The organism is Alkalihalobacterium sp. TH-98 (assembly GCF_057473385.1).
In genome coordinates, this window is the sequence record NZ_JBYCKM010000005.1 from 39,915 (window position 1) to 60,856 (window position 20,942).

21 protein-coding genes are annotated in these 20,942 nt (G+C 37.9%); 15 read left to right on the forward strand and 6 right to left on the reverse strand.

What is annotated here, in order from left to right; genetic code table 11:
- Positions 1-10: 10 nt before the first annotated feature.
- Positions 11-967, reverse strand: coding sequence for a calcium/sodium antiporter (locus AC2VNP_RS01700; protein WP_486915799.1), 957 nt, complete (start codon positions 965-967; stop codon positions 11-13).
- Positions 968-1,614: 647 nt separating this feature from the next.
- Between AC2VNP_RS01700 and AC2VNP_RS01705 the strand changes: the two genes are divergently transcribed.
- The 9 genes from AC2VNP_RS01705 (at position 1,615) to AC2VNP_RS01745 (ending at position 8,646) form a co-directional block, all read left to right on the forward strand.
- Entirely contained in the window at positions 1,615-2,754 is a 1,140-nt protein-coding gene (locus AC2VNP_RS01705) for an MBL fold metallo-hydrolase (RefSeq protein WP_486915530.1), read from the forward strand.
- Between the two features lie 366 nt (positions 2,755-3,120).
- Positions 3,121-3,687 carry a sulfurtransferase TusA family protein gene (locus tag AC2VNP_RS01710; RefSeq protein WP_486915532.1) on the forward strand — a complete coding sequence of 189 codons (567 nt, stop codon included), beginning with the start codon at positions 3,121-3,123 and terminating at the stop codon, positions 3,685-3,687.
- A gap of 57 nt (positions 3,688-3,744) precedes the next feature.
- The gene (locus AC2VNP_RS01715) at positions 3,745-3,972 is read left to right on the forward strand and encodes a sulfurtransferase TusA family protein (RefSeq protein ID WP_486915534.1); all 228 of its coding nucleotides are present in this window, start codon (positions 3,745-3,747) and stop codon (positions 3,970-3,972) included.
- Positions 3,973-4,126: 154 nt separating this feature from the next.
- Positions 4,127-5,791, forward strand: coding sequence for a SulP family inorganic anion transporter (locus AC2VNP_RS01720; RefSeq protein ID WP_486915536.1), 1,665 nt, complete (start codon positions 4,127-4,129; stop codon positions 5,789-5,791).
- A 5-nt stretch (positions 5,792-5,796) separates the two neighbouring features.
- Positions 5,797-6,375 (forward strand): carbonic anhydrase, encoded by a 579-nt coding sequence (locus tag AC2VNP_RS01725; RefSeq protein ID WP_486915538.1) that lies wholly within the window; start codon positions 5,797-5,799, stop codon positions 6,373-6,375.
- Between the two features lie 185 nt (positions 6,376-6,560).
- Positions 6,561-7,037, forward strand: coding sequence for a DsrE/DsrF/DrsH-like family protein (locus AC2VNP_RS01730; protein WP_216828574.1), 477 nt, complete (start codon positions 6,561-6,563; stop codon positions 7,035-7,037).
- A gap of 206 nt (positions 7,038-7,243) precedes the next feature.
- The gene (locus tag AC2VNP_RS01735; RefSeq protein ID WP_486915540.1) at positions 7,244-7,576 is read left to right on the forward strand and encodes a rhodanese-like domain-containing protein; all 333 of its coding nucleotides are present in this window, start codon (positions 7,244-7,246) and stop codon (positions 7,574-7,576) included.
- Between the two features lie 329 nt (positions 7,577-7,905).
- Positions 7,906-8,271, forward strand: a complete 366-nt coding sequence (locus AC2VNP_RS01740; RefSeq protein WP_486915541.1) for a hypothetical protein — start codon at positions 7,906-7,908, stop codon at positions 8,269-8,271.
- 15 nt (positions 8,272-8,286) lie between these two features.
- On the forward strand, positions 8,287-8,646 hold the full coding sequence (locus AC2VNP_RS01745) for a rhodanese-like domain-containing protein (protein ID WP_486915543.1): 360 nt from the start codon (positions 8,287-8,289) through the stop codon (positions 8,644-8,646).
- A gap of 61 nt (positions 8,647-8,707) precedes the next feature.
- On the opposite strand, the gene AC2VNP_RS01750 is transcribed toward AC2VNP_RS01745, so the two are convergent.
- Both AC2VNP_RS01750 and adh read right to left on the reverse strand, forming a co-directional pair.
- Positions 8,708-9,064, reverse strand: coding sequence for a DUF779 domain-containing protein (locus tag AC2VNP_RS01750; RefSeq protein ID WP_486915545.1), 357 nt, complete (start codon positions 9,062-9,064; stop codon positions 8,708-8,710).
- A gap of 21 nt (positions 9,065-9,085) precedes the next feature.
- Positions 9,086-10,606, reverse strand: a complete 1,521-nt coding sequence (gene adh, locus AC2VNP_RS01755) for an aldehyde dehydrogenase (RefSeq protein WP_486915547.1) — start codon at positions 10,604-10,606, stop codon at positions 9,086-9,088.
- A 282-nt stretch (positions 10,607-10,888) separates the two neighbouring features.
- Here adh and AC2VNP_RS01760 point away from each other — a divergent pair, with 282 nt between their 5' ends.
- Positions 10,889-12,040 (forward strand): polysaccharide deacetylase family protein, encoded by a 1,152-nt coding sequence (locus AC2VNP_RS01760; RefSeq protein WP_486915549.1) that lies wholly within the window; start codon positions 10,889-10,891, stop codon positions 12,038-12,040.
- 49 nt (positions 12,041-12,089) lie between these two features.
- On the opposite strand, the gene AC2VNP_RS01765 is transcribed toward AC2VNP_RS01760, so the two are convergent.
- Positions 12,090-12,305, reverse strand: coding sequence for a hypothetical protein (locus AC2VNP_RS01765; RefSeq protein WP_486915550.1), 216 nt, complete (start codon positions 12,303-12,305; stop codon positions 12,090-12,092).
- 207 nt (positions 12,306-12,512) lie between these two features.
- Between AC2VNP_RS01765 and AC2VNP_RS01770 the strand changes: the two genes are divergently transcribed.
- The gene (locus tag AC2VNP_RS01770) at positions 12,513-13,208 is read left to right on the forward strand and encodes a peptidylprolyl isomerase (RefSeq protein ID WP_486915552.1); all 696 of its coding nucleotides are present in this window, start codon (positions 12,513-12,515) and stop codon (positions 13,206-13,208) included.
- Between the two features lie 267 nt (positions 13,209-13,475).
- Here the strand turns inward: AC2VNP_RS01770 and AC2VNP_RS01775 are convergent, their stop codons facing one another.
- Together AC2VNP_RS01775 and AC2VNP_RS01780 are read right to left on the reverse strand one after the other, a co-directional pair.
- On the reverse strand, positions 13,476-13,769 hold the full coding sequence (locus AC2VNP_RS01775; RefSeq protein WP_486915554.1) for an SAV0927 family protein: 294 nt from the start codon (positions 13,767-13,769) through the stop codon (positions 13,476-13,478).
- A 286-nt stretch (positions 13,770-14,055) separates the two neighbouring features.
- On the reverse strand, positions 14,056-14,487 hold the full coding sequence (locus tag AC2VNP_RS01780; RefSeq protein WP_486915556.1) for a CBS domain-containing protein: 432 nt from the start codon (positions 14,485-14,487) through the stop codon (positions 14,056-14,058).
- A 226-nt stretch (positions 14,488-14,713) separates the two neighbouring features.
- Between AC2VNP_RS01780 and AC2VNP_RS01785 the strand changes: the two genes are divergently transcribed.
- The 4 genes from AC2VNP_RS01785 (at position 14,714) to AC2VNP_RS01800 (ending at position 20,859) form a co-directional block, all read left to right on the forward strand.
- Complete coding sequence (locus tag AC2VNP_RS01785) at positions 14,714-16,171, forward strand: UDP-N-acetylmuramoyl-L-alanyl-D-glutamate--2,6-diaminopimelate ligase (protein WP_486915558.1); 1,458 nt, start codon at positions 14,714-14,716, stop codon at positions 16,169-16,171.
- A 156-nt stretch (positions 16,172-16,327) separates the two neighbouring features.
- Positions 16,328-18,157 carry a WG repeat-containing protein gene (locus AC2VNP_RS01790; RefSeq protein WP_486915560.1) on the forward strand — a complete coding sequence of 610 codons (1,830 nt, stop codon included), beginning with the start codon at positions 16,328-16,330 and terminating at the stop codon, positions 18,155-18,157.
- A 181-nt stretch (positions 18,158-18,338) separates the two neighbouring features.
- Complete coding sequence (locus AC2VNP_RS01795; RefSeq protein ID WP_486915562.1) at positions 18,339-19,715, forward strand: Glu/Leu/Phe/Val family dehydrogenase; 1,377 nt, start codon at positions 18,339-18,341, stop codon at positions 19,713-19,715.
- A gap of 55 nt (positions 19,716-19,770) precedes the next feature.
- Positions 19,771-20,859: a hypothetical protein gene (locus AC2VNP_RS01800; protein WP_486915564.1), complete on the forward strand. Its 1,089-nt coding sequence runs from the start codon at positions 19,771-19,773 to the stop codon at positions 20,857-20,859.
- The last annotated feature ends 83 nt before the right edge of the window (positions 20,860-20,942 follow it).

A 20,942-nucleotide genomic window follows, 5' to 3' on the forward strand; every position in this document is an offset into this window, starting at 1 on the left:
TTACTCCAGTTTAATTTCTAATGATTATTAATACCAAGTAAATAATATAAACGAGTGACAAAATCAAACCTTCTAATTTTCCTATAGTATATTCTGTTCGAGAGTAGATGAATAAAACGACGGTAAGAATGATCATAACATTGACATCAAAAAATATTTTTGGATCCACTGGGAGCGGTGTGATAATTGAAGCGACTCCCAGCACAAATAAAATATTAAAAATGGAACTCCCAACAATATTACCTAAAGCCATTTGACTTTGTTTTTTTAATGCTGCAGAAATGGATATGGCGAGTTCCGGTAGTGAAGATCCAATCGCTACAATTGTTAGACCGACTAATGTTTCACTCATTCCAAACCGAATTGCAATTTCCGTACTGCTTTCAACAACTAAATATCCACCTATAATGATGGCTGCTAATCCTGCAATCGCCAGGAGGATGTTTTTCCCCCATGTTGGCTTTTGCGTATCTTCATTTTCTTCAGCTAATGTTTCACGACTATTTCTCGCTGCTTCAATAACATAATATAGAAAAATGGAAAAGAACAATAAAAAGACAATACCGTCACTTCTAGTAATCATGTTTTCTGTTGCATTCTGGAGAAATTGATCGCTAATTAACACAAGTAATGCAATGCTGGCCAAGAAAGCCAGAGGTATTTCTTTTCTAATGGTGGCACTTTCAACTTTTAAAGGAAATATTACCGCGGTTACACCAACCACTAAGGCTGTATTAATAATATTACTACCGACGACATTCCCCACTGTTACATCTGTACTACCCTCTAAAGCGGCAATAATACTAACAGTAGCTTCGGGGGCACCTGAACCGAAGGCGACAATCGTCAGACCAACTAATAAAGGAGAAACACGTAATAGCGTGGCAATGGCTGAAGATCCATCAACAAAATAGTCAGCACCTTTAATTAAAAGGACAAACCCTAAGAGTAATAGTAAATAGACCATGGTTAATACCAATCCTTTTTAATTTTACATTTATAATGAAATCTGCTTGTCACTATTTGAAAATACGTATTCTAAATTAAGTTCTCCATTCTGGAAAAATGTATCCACTAAAGCCAGTATTTCAATTACAGATGGACCTTCATTGAGCTGATGAAGGACACAGCATGGGAGAAATGCAAGGGAATTGTCCTTCATGAAGCTGATGAAGGACAAAGCAGGGTAGAAAAGCAAGGGAAGTGTCCTTCAAGGAGGTGATGAAGGACAAACCAAGGCATAAATGCAAGGGAAGTGTCCTTCAAAGAGGTGATGAAGGACAAGGCAGGGTAAAAATGCAAGGGAAGTGTCCTTCAAAGAAGTGATGAAGGACAAAGCAGGGTAGAAAAGCAAGGGAAGTGTCCTTCATAGAGGTGATGAAGGACAAAGCAGGGTAGAAAAGCAAGGGAAGTGTCCTTCATAGAGATGATGAAGGAGCGCAAATGGTGTTAGGGATAAATTTAAGAAAGTAGTGAAAATTCATTTATGAGCAATAGAAGTTGGGGTAAAAAAAATTTAATGAATTCTATTGACAAATATACCCCTTAAGGTATAAGATAGAACCAACAAAGATACCTACTAGGGTATAAAACCTATGGGAGGAGAGATGAAACATGAGTAATGTAAAAGATATTACTGCAAAACAAATTATGGATCGTATTGTAAATAACGATGAATTATTTCTTCTTGATGTTCGAAACGAGTCAGATTTCCAAGATTGGAAAATAGAAGGGAAAACTTTCTCACATCTTAATGTTCCTTACTTTGAACTGATTGATGGGGTTGACTCAATTGTAGATCAACTACCAAAAGATAAAGACATTGTTGTGTTATGTGCGAAGGGTGGATCATCTGCATTTGTAGGTGAAATGATAGTTGAAGCAGGTTTTAACAAAGTATACTCATTAGTTGATGGAATGAAAGCATGGAGTGAACATCTTCACCAAGTTCGAATTTATGAAGATGAAAAAATTAAAGTAGACCAATTTATTCGTATCGGAAAAGGGTGTCTTTCATACATGGTCACATCTAATGACCAAGCACTAATCGTTGACCCAAGCCGTTTTACAGATGTATATGTTAAAGCAGCGAGAAAAGAAGGCGCAACTATTACTCATATTGTAGACTCTCACCTACATGCAGATCATATTTCAGGAGGCCATGAATTAGCGGAAAATTTAGGGGCGAAATATTTCTTAATGAAGAGTGAAGGAGCAATCTTTGAGTTTGAAGCATTAGAAAATCACGATCGTATTGAATTTAACAACATTAAGTTAGAAGTTCTAGCTGTAAAAACACCAGGACATACGCCTGGTAGTGTATCATTCTTCGTTAATGACAAATTATTATTCTCAGGAGATACCATTTTCGTTAGTGGTTTAGGTCGTCCTGACTTAGGTAATAAAGTTCGTGAGTGGGCAGATGATTTATACCACACGATTTATGATAAAGTTTCAGCGATTGCTGATGATGTTATCGTTCTTCCGGGTCACTACGCTGACTATGTAGAAGAAGTGAATGACAAAGGCTATATTGGAGATCTATTAGGAAATATTCGTGAACGTAATGAAAAAATGTTCTCGATGACTAAAGATACATTCCTAGACCACGTAGAACAATCTGCTTCTTCTGTGAAACCACCGAACTTTGAAGATATAATTGCAATCAACCGAGGTGTTGAGCAAGCTGATGCAGAGCGTAAACAGGAATTAGAAATTGGACCAAATCGTTGTGCTGTGCACCACACGCACTAATTAAGCAAGGGAGGGACCACTTCATGAAAGATAAAAAAGATAAGTGTACAATTCACCAGTGAGGCATAAATCCAAAGAAGACAGCAGAAGATAAAAAGCATTTCACTAAACCACCAATATGACCAGCTGTCTATCTCTGGTTCCTGGTAGGAGCCATCTTCATTTTGTTTCAACTTGCAGCCTTTTTTATGAAATAGAATACTCTCTCCACATATTTGTATAGGAGAAGGTCAGTCTCTATTAGCAAGAAAAAAATTTTCAGTACTAACATACCCCTATAGGTAAAAAATGTTGACCAAAATGCGATTTGGTTGTAATATAATATATGTATAGGGGTAAGGGTATAATACAAGAGGGGGTAACAACATGGTAATTAAAGTAGATCAAGTGTTAGATGCAAAAGGGTTAGCATGCCCGATGCCAATTGTTCGTACAAAAAAAGCAATGGATCAATTAAATTCAGGTGAAGTACTTGAAATTCAAGCTACAGATAAAGGGTCGTTAGCTGACTTAAAAGCATGGGCTAACTCAACAGGCCACCAATATTTAGGTACAAACGAAGAAGGGGATGTACTACTGCATTATTTACGAAAAGCGGATCCTTCTGAGACAAAGGAGGAAGTTGACTTTCCTCATGTCACATCAAATACAGAATTAGAAAGCAAAATTGGTGAAGCCGGAGTAACGATTTTAGACGTTCGTGAGCCTGCTGAGTATGCTTTTGCTCGCATTCCTACCTCTAAATCTATTCCACTTGGCGAGCTAGAAGAACGTCTAGGTGAACTAAATCAACATGATACTGTATACGTTGTATGCCGTACAGGGAGCAGAAGTGCAATGGCTGCGAAGCTGTTAACAGACAATGGTTTTGAAATGGTTATGAACGTAAAACCTGGAATGTCTGAATGGACTGGAAAAGTTGAAAGCAACTAAACGTGATCTAAATGTAATGTATTCTAGATAATCTTAATTTTAAAGGAGAGAATGAACATGAATAGTAATAAAGTATTAAACGCAACAGGATTAGCGTGCCCGATGCCAATTGTACGCACAAAAAAAGCAATCGACGAATTAGAGGTAGGTCAAGTACTAGAAGTTCATGCAACAGATAAAGGCTCCAAAGCTGATATCGCAGCTTGGTGTAAAGCTTCTGGAAATGAACTCGTCCACCAAGACGAAGATGGTGATGTTTTTAAGTTCTGGATTAAAAAAGCTTAATAAGGTTTAAATTGAAGGTGACTCAAACTACGATTAGGCCACCTATTACTAAAAATAGATGCTATTAAACGAGATGCATCTATTTTTAGTAGAAAAGAGAAGGTGAGATCGCTAGAGAGTCACCTTCTCCTTCATTAGAAAGGAGGGAAAACCAATGCTCAAGAAGTTATTTCCAGGGCTTGAGTGGATGTTGACGTATAAAAAACATGATTTACGCGGTGATTTATCAGCGGGATTAATTGTTGCTATCATGTTAATTCCACAAGGTATGGCATATGCAATGCTTGCTGGTTTGCCACCTGTTATCGGGCTGTATGCATCAACGATCCCACTGATTGTTTATGCCTTTTTCGGTTCTTCAAGACAGCTTGCAGTGGGACCTGTTGCGATGGTGTCACTTCTTGTATTAACGGGTGTCCAAGGACTGGCTGATCCAGGTTCAAGTGAGTATATTTCACTTGTATTATTACTTACCTTAATGGTTGGGGTCATACAATTAGTTCTTGGGATATTGAAACTCGGATTTGTAACAGAATTTATTTCTCATGCAGTTATTAGTGGTTTTACTTCTGCAGCAGCTATCGTTATTGGTCTCAGCCAATTAAAACATCTACTGGGGATTAACCTTCCCTCAAGTGAAAATGTATTTGAACTATTATATCGGGCGATTCTACAAATCACTAGCATTAACTTTTATACTTTTTTCATTGGAATTACTAGTATTTTTATCTTAATCGTTATGAAGAAGTGGATACCGAAAATTCCAGCGCCACTTGTGGTCGTTGTTTATAGTATACTTCTTGTTTATATATTTGACCTTCATGAAAAAGGAGTAAGTATAATTGGAGAAGTACCAGACGGTTTACCGATGGTTTCCTTACCGGCGTGGAGTATGGAGGCTGTTAGCGCCTTAATGCCAATCGCAATCACAATCGCAATCATCGGGTTTGTTGAAAGTTTCGCGATGGCAAAAGTCATTGCTACTAAAGAGAAATATAAAGTACATGCAAATCGTGAATTAATTGGTCTAGGACTTGCTAACGTATCGGCCTCAACTTTTTCAGGGTATCCAGTAACTGGCGGTTTTTCACGTTCAGCCGTTAATTACGGTGCTGGTGCCAGAACAGGTTTTGCAGCTATTATTACAGCAACTTTAATCATTTTAACACTATTATTCTTTACATCTTGGTTTTACTACATGCCGAATGCTGTTCTCGCTGCGATTATTATGGTAGCTGTTTATGGATTAATTGATGTTAAAGAAGCGAGGCATTTATTTAAGATCAAACGAATAGACGGTGCTACATTGTTAATTACATTTGGCGCCACATTAACGTTAGGGATTGAAACGGGTATTTTCCTGGGTATTATTTTCTCTCTTATCGTTTTTATATGGAGGAGTGCAAACCCTCATGTTGCTGAATTAGGCTATGTAGAAGAGGCGAATGTCTATCGTAATATTAAAAGATATCCAGAAGCTGTCGAAAAAGAGAATGTTTCCATATTAAGAATCGACTCGCCGTTGTATTTTGCAAACATTACAAAGATCGAAGACATGATTCAACGAAAGTTCTTGGAGCAACCTTCACTTCATACTGTTATCCTTGATTTTTCAGGTGTAAATGACATGGATGCTGTTGCAATTGAACACTTAAACGAACTGTTCACCACTTATGAAAGTCTCGGAAAGAATATCATGTTGTGTGATATTAAAGGACCTGTCCGAGATGTTTTAAAGCGAGCGGGCTGGTATGAAAAATACAAGGGGAAAATCGAGTCTCATTCAATTGATGAAGCACTAGCCACAATCAAGGAGTGAGTGAAATGGAAAGGGAATTGAAACGAAACAATAAACTGTTTTATGAAGAGATGAGAAAAGTAGACCCTCATTTCTTCGATAATATGGTTCAGGGGCAAGAACCGGAATTACTTGTTTTAGCGTGTAGTGATTCACGGGTGAGTCCTTCTGTCATTACACAAATGCCGCTTGGGAAATTATTTATTCACCGTAATATTGGTAATCAAGTAAATGAACATGATGAAAGCTTTTCTGCAAGCTTATATTATGCTCTAAAGCACTTAAGAGTAAAAGGAATCCTGATCATCGGTCACACTCATTGTGGAGGGATTGATGCAGCGGTAAACGGAAATAACGAAGAAGCTTTAAAACCATGGCTGAAGGGAATCCGGGAGTCGTTTATCCATGAAGATAGTACAAAAATGTGCACTACGCAACTTTCAGAGAGACACCTTCTCAAGCAAGTAGAACGATTGCATGCGCACCCAATCTATAGAGAGTTAGGTCGACACGTACCAATCATTCCTGTTGTTTACCATATCGAAAATGGGGAAATTGAATTTATTAAGTATCCAGAGAGAATTAATAACGTAAAGGATATGTAAAAACTTAACCTAACGTCACGACCGGAACTTGAATGAAGGATCAGAACACGGACGTAAGAAAATAAAGCTGAAATTTGAAAGAGAATTGAAGTTAACCAATATATGTTTGGTTGACAAAATACCTGTAAGGGTATATTATACAGGTATAGAAAATACCTATAAGAGTATATTAGGAGGAGATCTAAATGGAACAAAAGAAAGCAACAATGATTGTATTTGATGGTGATTTAGATAAAGCATTGGCAAGTTTTATTATTGCAACTGGAGCAGCAGCGATGGGGAAACCAGTAACGATGTTTTTCACTTTTTGGGGGTTGAATGTACTGCGTAAAGATGAACATATCCCCGTTAAAAAGAATTTCTTAGAAAAAATGTTCGGTAAAATGATGCCAAGAGGTCCTGAAAAACTAGGATTATCTAAAATGAACTTCGGCGGTGCAGGATCAAAGTTAATGAAGCATATGATGAAAAAACACAATGTCGTTTCTTTAAATGAGTTAATCGAAATGGCGAAAGAGCTAGATATCAAAATGGTGGCATGTACGATGTCTATGGATGTAATGGGAATCCAAAAGGAAGAATTAATTGACGGTATCGAGTATGCTGGTGTTGCAACATACCTTGCAGAAGCAGAAGAAGGAAACGTCAACTTATTTATCTAGTAAACTTTTTATGAGCTACAGTTTATTCAAAATGGACTTTTTTGAGACTGATAGCGCCATTCTATTCGTTAATCATGGTATCCTAATTGTATGGAAAGAGAATTTTAAGTACCCAAAACAACTCAACGATAGAGAGGTCTTTGCTTGTGAAACAGAAAACCATGTTAGCGGTTCTTACATTGGTAATTGGAGTAGGAGTGATATTTATGTTTTTTGGAACATCAAATGATCAAATTGGAGAAATTACGACAACTGAACTCAAAACAAAGATGGAATCAGACAAGGGTGCGATGTTTATTGATGTTCGGGAGATTGATGAATTTGAAGAAGCCCATGTAGAAGGAATGATAAATATTCCACTTAGTCGTCTTGCTAGTGATTACACGCAACTTCCGCAAGACCAAGAGATTGTTATTTTCTGTAGAAGTGGTAACCGCAGTATGCAAGCAGCAAACTTTCTTTTTGAACAAGGTTATTCAAAATTAACAAATGTTAGTGGCGGTATCCTTTCTTGGGATGGGCCACTTGTAACAAAGTAATCTGCGATCTCAACAATACCCATTATCCCGCTATCTATATAACGGTAATGGGTATTTTTTATTCACTCGGATTCAATGACAAATTTCTAGAGTTCACATTTTGGCTAAAAAAAGTGGATTTCGCCACAAAAAAGTAAGAACACGGACAATAGGATTACAAACATGGACAATAAAATAAGCGAAATCAGACAATAAGTATCTCCCTCACAATAATAAATCAAACCAAGCTGCGCATTTTTACCAATAGATATTTTACTTAACAAATGAATTTTTATCTTATAATATAGTAAAATAGTATACGCAGCTTTGTTACACAGGAGGACCATGAAATGGTTACAATTATGATAGCATTATTATTCCTCTTTATTCTTGTATGGTTTTACAGACGTGTGGTTCCAGTACGAGGAATAAAGTGCACAAATCTTCAGCACCTTAAGGAAGGAACAAAAATACTAGATATTCGCGACTACCATATCGCTAGCCACCATCCGGTTACAGGAGCTACGAATATACCATTTGCTTATATTAAAAGATATTATCAACCATTCATAGGTAGTGAGGTCATTATTATATCAAATGATGTTGTAGCGAAAAATCTATGTATCCGATTTTTAAAACAAAAAGGGGTTCAGGTGACAGGATATTATATTAGCAATCCTGACAACAACGAGAAAACATTTGCAGAACTCTGTTAAAAGGAGAAGATCTCATTGGATATACTAAAATGGGTTATTGTTGTAGTTTTAATTATTTTAACGGTCCGAAATTTTCTACCGGCAAAAGGTGTGAAACAAATCAGTAACACTGAAGTAAAAATGCTAGTAAAGAGAAAAGACATTCAATTAATCGATGTGCGCTCGGCACTAGAATATGAGTTAAATCACATTGAAGGATTTCAAAACATTCCTTTATCAAAAATAAAGAAACGGCATAACGAATTAGACCGTGAAAAAGAAATTGTATTACTTTGTCAAAGCGGTATGAGAAGTAATAAAGCGAGTAAACGCTTGAAACGACTCGGTTTTACTAAGCTGACAAACGTAAAAGGCGGTATGTCTTCTTGGTCATAAGAAAAGGATGGCTCAAAGTGTACTAAAGGTACACTTGATCCATCCTTTCTTAGTTTAAGTCCTAAATACCTAATTGCTGTCGTTCTTCAGATGAAAATACACGGGACCGAGTTAAAAAGCGCTTTCCTTCAGGTCCTTCTAAAGAGAACATCCCGCCACGGCCTTCGACGACATCAATAATTAATTGAGTGTGCTTCCAATATTCGTATTGGTCCTTCGCAATATAGAAGGGACATCCTCCAATCTTACCAAGCAGTACATCAGAACTCCCAATACGAAGCTCACCGTTTGGATAACACATCGGAGAACTCCCGTCGCAGCACCCGCCTGATTGATGAAACATAAGGTCACCATAACGCTTTTTTAGCTTTTCTATTAGCTCAACCGTTGCTTCCGTCGCTTTTACTCTTTCTACCATAGAAGACACCCTCCCTTGATTTTAAAAGAATCCTAGTGCGTCTTCGCTATAGCTGACGAGCATATTTTTCGTTTGTTGGTAATGACTTAACATCATTTTATGATTTTCTCGCCCAATCCCCGATTTTTTATAGCCTCCAAATGCGGCGTGAGCAGGGTAAGCATGATAGCAATTTGTCCAAACGCGACCCGCTTGAATGTTACGCCCGAAACGATACGCTGTGTTGATATTACGCGACCAAACGCCCGCCCCTAAACCGTACAGTGTATCGTTAGCAACCGCTAAAGCTTCATCTGCATCTTTAAATGTAGTGACAGAAACAACTGGACCAAAAATCTCCTCCTGGAAAATACGCATGTTATTGTCACCTTTAAAGACAGTTGGTTTTACATAGTAACCATTCTTTAGGTCATCCTCTAATACATTACGCTCACCGCCAATTAAACACTGGGCACCTTCTTGTTTTCCAATATCTAAATAAGAGAGAATTTTTTCTAATTGTTCCTGTGACGCTTGAGCACCCATCATCGTATCCGGATCTAGCGGATTGCCGGTTTTAATGGCCTCAACACGTTGAAGAACTCGTTCCATGAACGGCTCATAAATCGATTCGTGGATAAGAGCACGAGAAGGGCATGTACATACTTCACCTTGATTCAGAGCAAACATTACAAACCCTTCAATCGCCTTATTTAAAAACGCATCATCTTTTTCCATAATATCTGGGAAGAAGATATTCGGCGATTTCCCACCTAACTCAAGTGTAACAGGGATAATATTTTCAGATGCATACTGCATAATGAGGCGACCTGTCGTCGTTTCTCCAGTGAAAGCAATTTTCGCAATTCGGTTGCTAGAAGCTAATGGTTTACCTGCTTCAACACCAAAACCATTTACTATATTAACAACACCTTTAGGTAAAAGATCTGCGATGAGTTCCATGACAACCATAATTGAAGCTGGTGTTTGTTCAGCTGGTTTTAATACGACGCAATTACCAGCCGCCAAAGCAGGTGCAAGTTTCCAAACGGCCATTAAAATAGGGAAGTTCCACGGAATAATTTGCCCAACGACACCTAGAGGCTCATGAAAGTGATAAGCGACCGTGTCATTGTCTATTTGTGAAATACTACCTTCTTGACTTCGAACCACACCTGCAAAATAACGGAAGTGATCGATAGCAAGAGGGAGGTCAGCATTTAACGTTTCACGAACTGCTTTACCATTTTCCCACGTTTCAGCTACAGCTAGCATTTCTAAGTTTTCTTCTAAGCGATCTGCAATTTTATTTAAAATAGTTGCTCGTTCAGCAGGAGAAGTAGCCCCCCAGCTAGTTTTTGCAGCGTGAGCCGCATCTAGAGCTAATTCGATATCCTCAGCAGATGAACGAGCGACCTCACAAAATACCTGACCAGTGACAGGTGTGATATTTTCAAAGTATTCTCCGTTCACAGGGGCTGTCCATTCCCCATTAATGTAATTGTCATAACGCTTTTTAAAATTTACTAGAGACCCATCCGTGTTTGGCTTTTGATATACCATATAAACCCCTCCTAATGTACATTTCCTTCTACTAAAAAGAAAATTTCATTCTATTAATTCTTATTATGTAAACGCTTTCCTTATTGTGGTTATCTATATATTTCCTACAAACTTGGAACGGACAGTCACAAGAAAAAGAAAGGTCACATAATCTAAACTATTACGTCGTACATAAAATATTCTTATTTTATTGTCTAAATCTAAAACTCTTTCAAAATTACTTTTTTATAAAATAGAAACAGGGTATAAGGGAGTATAAGCTTATCAGAGAAGGGACTAAGGATGATGAACCTATTTCGTATTTTCCTTGTAATAATGATCATTGCAGTCGCATCCGCATGTTCAAGTCAAACCACATCGAAAATAGAAGATTTAGAAAATGAACTACTAGAATATGAAGAAAAAGTATCGAGTCTATTAGAAGAAGAGAAGGACCTAAAGCAACAAATTGAAAGATTGAATAATGAAAAAGAGCAGCTACAACAAGACTTAGAGGAAAATGATAATCGATTAATAGAACTTGAGGATCAATTACAACAACATCAATCCACAATAGAAGAAAAACAAGGAGTTATTGAAGGTTACGAACAACAAGCGGAACAATTGAAAAATCAAGTCAATGAACTTAAAAGCCAAAACAACCAACTAAATAAGAAGAACCAGCAGTTAGAAAATGAAATAGAAGAACTAAAGAAACAGCTTGAGGCAAAGAAAAACCCACCAGTTAAGCCGAGTCCTCCTAAAGAGGACTCACGCTCTGCTACCAAAAAAGTATTTTTAACATTTGATGATGGGCCGACAACTATTACACCTAAAGTACTTGATGTCTTGAAAGAGCATCAAGTACCGGCAACGTTTTTTATGATTGGACAACGGATGGAACAACACCCTCAACTTGTTAAACGAGCTTATCAGGAGTCCCATATGGTCTTAACGCACTCTTACTCCCACGATTACTCGATTTACACCTCGTTTGAAACGTATTATAACGACTTAACGAAAGTCGAAGCCACTTATAAAAGCATTCTCGGGTTTGACGCTCCATCTATCATTCGATTTCCTGGTGGTTCTTCCAACCACAGCTCTTTTCAATACGGTGGAAAAGAATTTATGCCCAAGTTAACAGAAGACATCAAAAATAAGGGGTACTATTACATCGACTGGAACGTATCTTCGGGGGATGCCGGGACAGCGGTCAACAATGCCGATAAAATTTACGAAAATGTAGTTAGGAATGCAAGGAATAAAGATTTTATCGTCGTATTGTTTCATGATGTTTCTACCAACGGTCAGTTGGTTAAGGCATTGCCAGAGATCATCAAGTACCTGAAAGACGAAGGCTACGCATTTCGAAGTTTCCGTGATGTTACCAAAGAAGAATTAGCGACAATGGTAAATATGAAAATTGCAAACAAACCCATTATAAGAGAGTAAAGAGAGAAGAGTGACCTTCTCTCTTTACTCTTATTAAGTCTATCGACCACTATCTAGCCCTTCTTGGTGGTCGTGCTGGTTGTGCTGCCGTTTGTTGACAGGCTAAACAGTCATTGATACATTGAGTTTGCTGGAATGGGAAAAGCGATTGACAAACGTTTCTACAAAAACGCTCACAACTTGGAACTGTTGCTCCAGCCTCAACATCATAAATGCCTGGCAGGGCCCCTAGGATACGACGTAATTTCTCTTGTTTAGATAACATAAAAAAATCACCTCCTTATAGATAAGCTATGTCCACTTTTGATATTTGACCGGACGAATTACATAGTGGAGAAAACTTTTGATAAAAACGAGATTAGTGTAAATGACAAAAAATGATATAATGAATATTGGTCTATGGAAGCTAGTTAAGCTTCAGGTTTAAATCTTGAAGTATGACTTTTAAACACAGAAAGGAAGTTGAATAGACATGTTAAAGTTACTTAATCTAAAAACATTTCTACTTATGATGATCATCGTTTCTTTTACCGCTTTTATCGTTGCTTGTGGGACAGGCACAGAAGCACCAACGGATGATGTGGCCGATCAGGAGAATAGGGAAGAGGAAGTAACACCTGAAGAAGATGTAGTCGAACAAGCGAGGTCAGAAGACAATCCAATTGTCACGATTACGATGGAAAATGATGAGCAAATTATAATTGAACTTTTCCCGTCAATTGCACCAAACACGGTCACAAATTTTGTTTCCTTAATTGAAGAGGGTTTTTATGACGGTGTTATCTTTCACCGCGTTATTCCAGGGTTTATGATACAAGGTGGGGATCCTGAAGGAACAGGTAGAGGTGGCCCAGGCTATTCGATTCCTGGAGAGTTTAATGCCAATAATTTTAACAATCCAATTCCTCATGAACGTGGTGTCATTTCCATGGCGAGAACTAATGATCCTAACTCCGCTGGTCCGCAGTTCTTTATTATGCATGATCAAGCGCCACACTTAGATGGACAATATGCTGCTTTTGGAAAAGTTATTGAAGGAATGGAAACGGTTGATAACATTGCAGTTGTTGAAACGGCAGGAGAAGCCCCAAAAGAAGAACAACGCATGAAAACGGTCACAGTAGAAACCCACGGAATTGAATACGGGGCCCCTGAGATCGTCCAATAAAATTATGTAAGAGGTTGACTCGTCACCGTGTCGACCTTTTTTACTATGACGATGGTGGAGGTGGATATGAGCAGTAAATGTTGATAAGACTGAGTCATCACGAGAGTCATCCTCGACTTATTTACGAAACCACTTTATGTTTTCCTGTTCCTTGACAAAAGGGGCAGGATATTTTTTTACTTAAAAGTAACAGCCACCGCTTACGCATATTCCCTTGTCCTTGACAACGCTTACATAAAATTAAAATTGCCAATATCTCCTCCTCAATTATTCATATTGATCAAATTCTTTTGCCAACGGGATTTTCGACTGTAATAGTGCCGAAACCTCGTGTGCGATTTCATCGTCCTGAATACGAAACACTTTTTTAACAACTGAAACATCGCTTACATCGTGGAAGTCCAATAAAGAGGAGTTACCGCTCTGAAGACAAGTTACTAATGTCTTCCCAAAGAAGTGATCAGAAAAAACAAGTGTGAAATCATACATCCTGCTTTCGGACGCATAACCAATGTGTTGAACAGTCGACAAGTCATCCATACCCAAAATAGACTCAAACAACTAAATCACTCCTTTATTCAATTGTTTTGCTAGGTAATTGACATTGAGTTGAAGGGGGTAACAACAAGAGGAAAGACCATGTAACTCAGAAATTAAAGAGACTATATTTAACTATATTCGTGTAATCCTTTTATCATGCACATCATGAAAAAATTTTGTTATTCCAACCATACGGGTTAGGCTAAATTCCTACAATTTCAATAGCCAAAAGCTAACCGCGCCAATCAATTAAAAGAGGTTGCGCTTTTGATAGCACAACCTCATAAATTAAGCTGAAATACAATTTTTATTCGTGCGGAAATGCTGGGTTTGAGATACTAGAAAGTGCTTCGCCTGCTTCATTTTGATAAATATTTTCTACAGCTAGGTCTCCAATTGCAACTATTCCAACCAATTGACCGTTTTCCACAACAGGTAAACGGCGAATTTGTTGCTGGGCCATTAATTCTGCTGCTTCATGTATATCCATCATGGAATTGGCTGTGACCACATGATCTGTCATACATTGTGAGACAGGGGTTTGACTACCGATCCCTGAAGCAGTTGTTCGTAATGTAATATCACGATCCGTAATGATTCCCAGAACTTGTCCGTTTTCAACAACTGGGATGGAACCTACATTTAGTTCCTTCATTAGGGTTGCTGCTTTTTGAACCGTATCTTGCGGTGAAACGGAAGCGACATTTGTTGTCATAATGCTCTGTAAAGTTTGAGCCATAATAAAATCCCTCCTTTTCAAACTTAGTATTACCGAGCAGGGTGTAGCTATGTATGAGGAAGAACGGGACGTATTGAGAAAATCTTGTTTTTATAGCCACCGTCATGCTTTCCTTTAGTAACTTACCGATTCCCAAGGATATTACATGAAGATCTAGGAAAGACTAAATTATTATAAAAAACTGTTATCACAGTATTGTGATGTTCTTTAAGGAGTCAAATGGTCCATGAAGTTAAGTTCTTTATTACAATCGATCAAAACTGATCTTTTGACAGATGACATACCAGATATTTCTATAAGCGGTATCCATTTTCATTCTAAAAAAATACAGCAAAACTTTGTTTTTGTTGCGATTTCAGGCTATGAAACAGATGGTCACGAATACATTGACGATGCAATAAAAGCTGGTGCTGTAGCCATTCTGGGCGAGAAAGATAGAAAAGGGCTTAGTGTACCTTATATCCGTGTCAAAAATAGCCGCAACCTTCTGCCGAAACTTGCGCAACGCTTTTTTGATACAGGAACTAAAAAACATACAATTATCGGAATCACTGGAACAAACGGAAAAACAACGACTTCTTATATGCTGCGACACATATTAGAGAGTGCTGGTATTCGCTGTTCATTAATTGGCACCGTTAACAATATTATTAATGGTGAGCTGATACCACCTTCGAATACGACGCCAGATCCTATTACACTACATGAACTTATGTATAAGAGTAGAGATGAAGTGATTATACTCGAAGTTTCTTCCCATGGAATTGATCAGGGGCGTGTGAATGGCATCCCATTTGATTATGTTCTTTTTACAAATTTATCCCATGACCACTTGGATTATCATGGGACGATTTATAATTACTTTGAAGTAAAAGCTCAGCTATTTGATCAATTAAATCATGAAGGTGAAGCAATCGTTAGCAATTATTGTGATTGGAGCAGAAGACTGATTGACCGTTTAGCAACCGCCCAGAAAAATGTATTCTCTGTCGGTCACGAAGAGTCTGATCATATGAATTTAAACAATGTTAATGTGGAATTTTCAACGGAATTTGATCTAAAGCAAGCAGAACAGGAACTTAGGGTGACTTTACCTTTAAGTGGTCTACATAACGCACAAAATGCATCTTTATCTTTTTTTACAGCTCGCAGACTAGGCATAGATGCACATCAAGCTGTTCGAGCGCTAAATTCTTTTCCAGGAGTACCAGGTAGATTTGAAACGTATAATCATCCTAGTGGGGCGACTTGTGTTATTGATTATGCACATACACCAGATGGGTTGAGTCATTGTTTACAGACAATAAACAAACAAGGAGCTAAACGATTATTTCATATTTTTGGTTTTCGCGGCAACGGTGACCCATCAAAACGAAAAGAAATGATTAAAATCTCTTCCAAATTTAGTGATCATTATATTTTGACACTAGATGACCTCAATGGAATGGACGCTAAAGAGATGGTCGATGAACTTCATCGTTTACAAGAGATCTATGGGAGTGAACAAGGAACGGTCATAGAAGATCGGACCGTTGCGATCCAATTTATTCTAAAACAAGCACAAAAAGGAGATTGGATTATAATTACTGGAAAAGGTCCTGAATCCTATAAGCAAGCATTTCAATATCCAACGAGTACGGATAAAGATACCGTTCTTTATAACATGGCAACCTATGGAGGGTAAATAATACTCCGTAGGTTTTTTTTGCATGTGTTGAATTGCATTTTGCTTACTTATTAATAATGAGCCGACTTCATCTTCGAACATTTCACTAGGTAAGAACCCATATCTTTTAACCCTCATATACTATTTGAAACTATAAGTTTGGAGAGAAGCACTATGCGAGAAGAGTATCATTCAATTGATTTTGTCCGTCATTTTTTATCCGGTTCTTCCAATACGACAAAGCCAAGATTTTTTCGAAAGGAACTAACGTTAGCTGAAGCGCAAAGGAAAAGCTGTCGCCTTTATCCAGCTTCCGTTCATACTGTAGAGGGTATGAAATGGGGGTATATCAATTCTAATGGTAATTTAAAAATTCCTGCCCGGTACGACAGGGCGGATGATTTTCAAGAAAATGGTTTAGCTATTGTTTTGGTTGGTGATCGGGCAGGGGTTATTGATTGTTCTGGTCAATTTGTTATAGACCCTATTTATGAATCCATTCTTCCTTTTACTGAAGGTCGAGCTATTGTCATTGACGCTTCTGGATTTAAGGTAATCGATGAAAAAGGCACGGTCTTAACTTCAAAACCATATAATTTTATTGCTCCTTACGAAGAAGAACGTGCTGTATTTTCTGATAGGTCAGCCAACGGTCAATACCTTTATGGCTATTTAGATCGAAGCGGCCAAGAAATAATCCCATTACAGTTTGAATACGCGAATGATTTTAAAGACGGGAAAGCGCTTGTGCGGTTAACAAATCGAAATTTTGCTCTGATCGATAAGAAAGGGACTATCCTTAACACATATGCCTATCATATGATGAGTGGGTTTAGTGAAGGACTTAGTGCTTTTAGAAAAACAATAGATGACCCATTTGGATATGTAGATGAAAATGGAAATATTGTTATTGAACCACAATTTTCAATAGCACTGCCATTTCAGGAAGGAAGGGCGGTTGTCAATATCATTGATGGGATTAATAATCGTTACGGATTAATAGATAGACAAGGGAAATTTATTATTCAAGCACAATACAACGATATTTTACAATTGGGAGAAGATCGAGTAGCGCTAGGAAAAGCAATTGTTGCTGACAAACCGTATATTGGTTCGATTTATGGCATTGCGACGAGTGACGGTCGCCGGTTAACTGACTTCGAATACGATACAGTTTCCGCTTTTAAAGGAAGTCTAAGCTCAGTCACACAAGACCGATATACGTTTTTTATTGATCGATCAGGAAATCGTGCAAAAAACTACCCTGTCGTTCAAGGGACAGGGATATTAACTCTAGAAGATGGTGTCATTAAAGCATTCGTTGATCAAAGGGTTATGTATTTTGATCGTTTAGGAAAGACGATATGGAAACCGAATACCATCATCCCTCTTCATTCACCTTACCAAGTGAGAGAAGAAAAGTTTAATCCAAATAAAGATTACCTTGTGTATTATCCACAAATTGAAGGAATGAAAAATAGAGCGAGGCAAACTGAAATCAACCAATTATTAAAAGAAAAATCAAATGTAAAAGAAATCCCGAGTAATGTTCAACTCGATTACAGCTATACGGGAGACTTTTCAATTGAGTTCTACCGTAAGAACTTACTCGTCGTTAAACTATCGGCGTACGAATATCCGTTTGGTGCCGCCCATGGTATGCCAAGTCAAGAATTTGTTCATATCAATTTGCAAACAGGAGAATTATACGAACTCAAAGATTTATTTAAACAAGATGCAGATTATGTGTCGGTTTTAAGTGAAATGATCGGAAACCAAATTGAGGAACAACAGCAACAAGAATTTTCTTATTTTTTCCCTGAGGCATACCAAGGAATAAAACCTGACCAACCTTTTTACATTACAGAGGAGGGCCTCGCGATTTACTTTCAACCATACGAAATTGCAGCGTTTGCTGCGGGATTTCCAACGTTTAAAATCCCTTATGATGACATCATCGAAATCATCGACACCGAAGGTTCTTTTTGGCGAGCGTTTAATTGATTTTCTAATTAATAATTGACTAGATAAAGATGACGAAGGCTATATAATATTTTTATTAATGCGATGATTACGGGTCATCGTATTTTTATTTTTTCACGTTATTAGATGAATTTTGGATAAGAAGCGATGGAATTAAAATACTAAACGTAAATGCTGACAATGAGAAGGAGGTCGATACACAATGGGCAGCCAAACGGGCATCATCGTGCAACGTTCCTTACAGGCGCTGCTAGAAGACTTCAGTTTTTTACCAAACTTGCAAGGCGACACGAGAAAACAAGCTTTTCATTCACTCGCAGCGATTCTTTCAACACCTAATCATGTTCACAAATCATTTTTACGTATTTCTTTAGAAAATGGAAATGTCGTTAGAATACCAGCTTATCGCATTCAACATAATAATACGCTCGGCCCCTATAAAGGCGGAATTAGGTTTCATGAACTTGTTAACGAAGATGAGGTAACCAATCTAGCTGCATTGATGACCCTGAAAAATGCGTTACATGAAGTACCTTTTGGTGGGGGAAAAGGCGGGGTGGTTATAGACCCTCGAGATTTCACTGAAAAGGAGCTCTTGCTCATTTGTAAAAAATACGTCCAGTATTTTAGTGATATTTTAGGTCCGGATAAAGACATTCCTGCTCCTGATGTTGGTACAGGGGACCGAGAAATGGACTGGATGACCGCAGAATATAAAACCATCCGGCCTGGAAAGCCGTACCGTGGGAGTTTTACTGGAAAAAGCGTTGTAAATGGCGGGTCTTTAGGTCGAAGAGAAGCGACAGGTAAGGGAGTTTATTTTACCTTTCGATATTTGCTCGCTGATTTTATTAAAGAACAAAGAAAATGGTTATCTAGTAATGGAAACAAGTTTGCAAAAACAGCACTAGAATGCGCTGACCGACCATTAAAAATAGCAGTTCAAGGTTTTGGTAATGTGGGCTCAGTTGCAGCACTTGAAGCTTACCATTGTACACATATACAAAGTAATATCGTAGCCGTTAGTGATCGTAACGTCACTTTATATAATTCAGAAGGATTAAATATTCCTGCGTTAATTGAAGCAACGGTAAAAAATAATAATGATCTTCCAACTACTGTAGAACAACTTGAGCAATACAACATCAAGGCTGATATTTTGAACAGAGAAGATGTACTTTATTTGGATATCGATGTACTCATCCTAGCAGCACTTGAAGATCAAATTCATAAAGACAATGCGCGACAAATACAGGCGAAAATCATTGTAGAGGGGGCAAACGCACCAGTAACTGGTGACGCTGACCTTGTATTAAATGAGAAGGGTGTTATTATTATCCCTGATATATTAGCAAATGCTGGCGGGGTCATCGTATCCTACTTTGAATGGCTCCAAGGACGGGAAACTCAATTTTACAGTGAAGAAGAAGTATTTAAGCTTTTATACGATAAAATGACCGGAACGATGAGTACAATTTTACCGCAATACTTTGGAGATCCTTTTTCTTTAAGAGAAAATTGTTACATTCATGCGGTGATGAAATTATCGACGATTATTTATCGCCAAGGGAAATTATAAGCAACTTTAGAACATGGATAAAAATCACTCTAAAAAATAGGAATGGATTATACAAATGAAAAAACGGATACTCTTTATTTTTATGACGGTTTGTTTACTAGTCTCTGTCACGGCGTTTCCAGTTGGGGCGAAAGACGATCATAATCAAGTCTCGTTTATCGTCAAGGCATCTAGTCAGTCTGTTTATCAGTCCATAACTACTGTGCAGTCTGACGAATTATTTCAAGAAATAGTCAACTCAACATCAAAACCTATAAAAGACGTGCCGTTTTCAAATCAGTATATTTTATTTGTTGAGAATGGTCTTGTTCGGATTTTAATTGCGGATGAAAACGGCCAGCTGTTTGACGTTCAATACAAAAGAAAGCTCGATATTAAGCCACAAACTGCCAAACAAATTATAGATCACTTTAAGACGCTACAATCCGATCATTTCGGAACGATGTTAACGTGGGACGAAGCGACAAATGTCATTCCGAGGTATACGTCTTTTAGGATTACAGACCTTGAAACAGGATTGAGTTTTAATGCGCAGAGACGTGCAGGTAGTAAGCACGCAGATGTACAACCGCTGACCCATCAAGATACAAAAATTATGAAAGCGATCTATGGCGGCAAGTGGAGTTGGAATAGGCGGGCCATCTTAGTTCATGTGAACAATCAAGTACTCGCTGCTTCGATGCACGGGATGCCTCATGGAAAAGGTGCATTAGCGAATGGTTTTCCGGGGCATTTTTGTATTCATTTTCAAGGCAGTACAACGCATCGGTCCAAGAATACCGATTTAGCCCATCAAGTGATGGCGCATAAAGCGGCTGGACAATTAGATGCATTTGTTAAACAACTTTCAGCTGAAAAAGTCATTGAGTTGTTTTTAATCGCCATTCACCAAAAGGATACCGATATTTTAAGTCTCATTTATCAAGGCGATGCACATTCTCTTCCGATTGATCATATCGTAGCTATTCGAAAAATGGACAAAAAGCATAAGCCGGTTAAAGAAAAGCCGCTTATTTATCAAATACCAGTAACGTATAAGTACCAAACAAAAGATGGTCCGATCATCGAGGAGACATTCTTATTTACCGTGATGCGGAAATCCCCTACAGACGAATGGAAACTCGTGCACGTCCCTTTTCACTGAAAATAAAATAATGGACAACTCAAAGTGCATACAATGAAAAAGCTTATCGAACCCCAGTTCATTAAGCTTTTTCTTTTTTTGTC

Excerpts from the sequence above, each read along its gene's own strand:
- AC2VNP_RS01700 (WP_486915799.1), bottom strand. The coding sequence starts at position 967 with ATGGTCTATTTACTATTACTCTTAGGGTTTGTCCTTTTAATTAAAGGT.
- AC2VNP_RS01705 (WP_486915530.1), top strand. The coding sequence starts at position 1,615 with ATGAGTAATGTAAAAGATATTACTGCAAAACAAATTATGGATCGTATT.
- AC2VNP_RS01710 (WP_486915532.1), top strand. The coding sequence starts at position 3,121 with ATGGTAATTAAAGTAGATCAAGTGTTAGATGCAAAAGGGTTAGCATGC.
- AC2VNP_RS01715 (WP_486915534.1), top strand. The coding sequence starts at position 3,745 with ATGAATAGTAATAAAGTATTAAACGCAACAGGATTAGCGTGCCCGATG.
- AC2VNP_RS01720 (WP_486915536.1), top strand. The coding sequence starts at position 4,127 with ATGCTCAAGAAGTTATTTCCAGGGCTTGAGTGGATGTTGACGTATAAA.
- AC2VNP_RS01725 (WP_486915538.1), top strand. The coding sequence starts at position 5,797 with ATGGAAAGGGAATTGAAACGAAACAATAAACTGTTTTATGAAGAGATG.
- AC2VNP_RS01730 (WP_216828574.1), top strand. The coding sequence starts at position 6,561 with ATGGAACAAAAGAAAGCAACAATGATTGTATTTGATGGTGATTTAGAT.
- AC2VNP_RS01735 (WP_486915540.1), top strand. The coding sequence starts at position 7,244 with ATGTTTTTTGGAACATCAAATGATCAAATTGGAGAAATTACGACAACT.
- AC2VNP_RS01740 (WP_486915541.1), top strand. The coding sequence starts at position 7,906 with ATGGTTACAATTATGATAGCATTATTATTCCTCTTTATTCTTGTATGG.
- AC2VNP_RS01750 (WP_486915545.1), bottom strand. The coding sequence starts at position 9,064 with ATGGTAGAAAGAGTAAAAGCGACGGAAGCAACGGTTGAGCTAATAGAA.
- adh (WP_486915547.1), bottom strand. The coding sequence starts at position 10,606 with ATGGTATATCAAAAGCCAAACACGGATGGGTCTCTAGTAAATTTTAAA.
- AC2VNP_RS01760 (WP_486915549.1), top strand. The coding sequence starts at position 10,889 with ATGATGAACCTATTTCGTATTTTCCTTGTAATAATGATCATTGCAGTC.
- AC2VNP_RS01765 (WP_486915550.1), bottom strand. The coding sequence starts at position 12,305 with ATGTTATCTAAACAAGAGAAATTACGTCGTATCCTAGGGGCCCTGCCA.
- AC2VNP_RS01770 (WP_486915552.1), top strand. The coding sequence starts at position 12,513 with ATGTTAAAGTTACTTAATCTAAAAACATTTCTACTTATGATGATCATC.
- AC2VNP_RS01780 (WP_486915556.1), bottom strand. The coding sequence starts at position 14,487 with ATGGCTCAAACTTTACAGAGCATTATGACAACAAATGTCGCTTCCGTT.
- AC2VNP_RS01785 (WP_486915558.1), top strand. The coding sequence starts at position 14,714 with ATGAAGTTAAGTTCTTTATTACAATCGATCAAAACTGATCTTTTGACA.
- AC2VNP_RS01790 (WP_486915560.1), top strand. The coding sequence starts at position 16,328 with ATGCGAGAAGAGTATCATTCAATTGATTTTGTCCGTCATTTTTTATCC.
- AC2VNP_RS01795 (WP_486915562.1), top strand. The coding sequence starts at position 18,339 with ATGGGCAGCCAAACGGGCATCATCGTGCAACGTTCCTTACAGGCGCTG.
- AC2VNP_RS01800 (WP_486915564.1), top strand. The coding sequence starts at position 19,771 with ATGAAAAAACGGATACTCTTTATTTTTATGACGGTTTGTTTACTAGTC.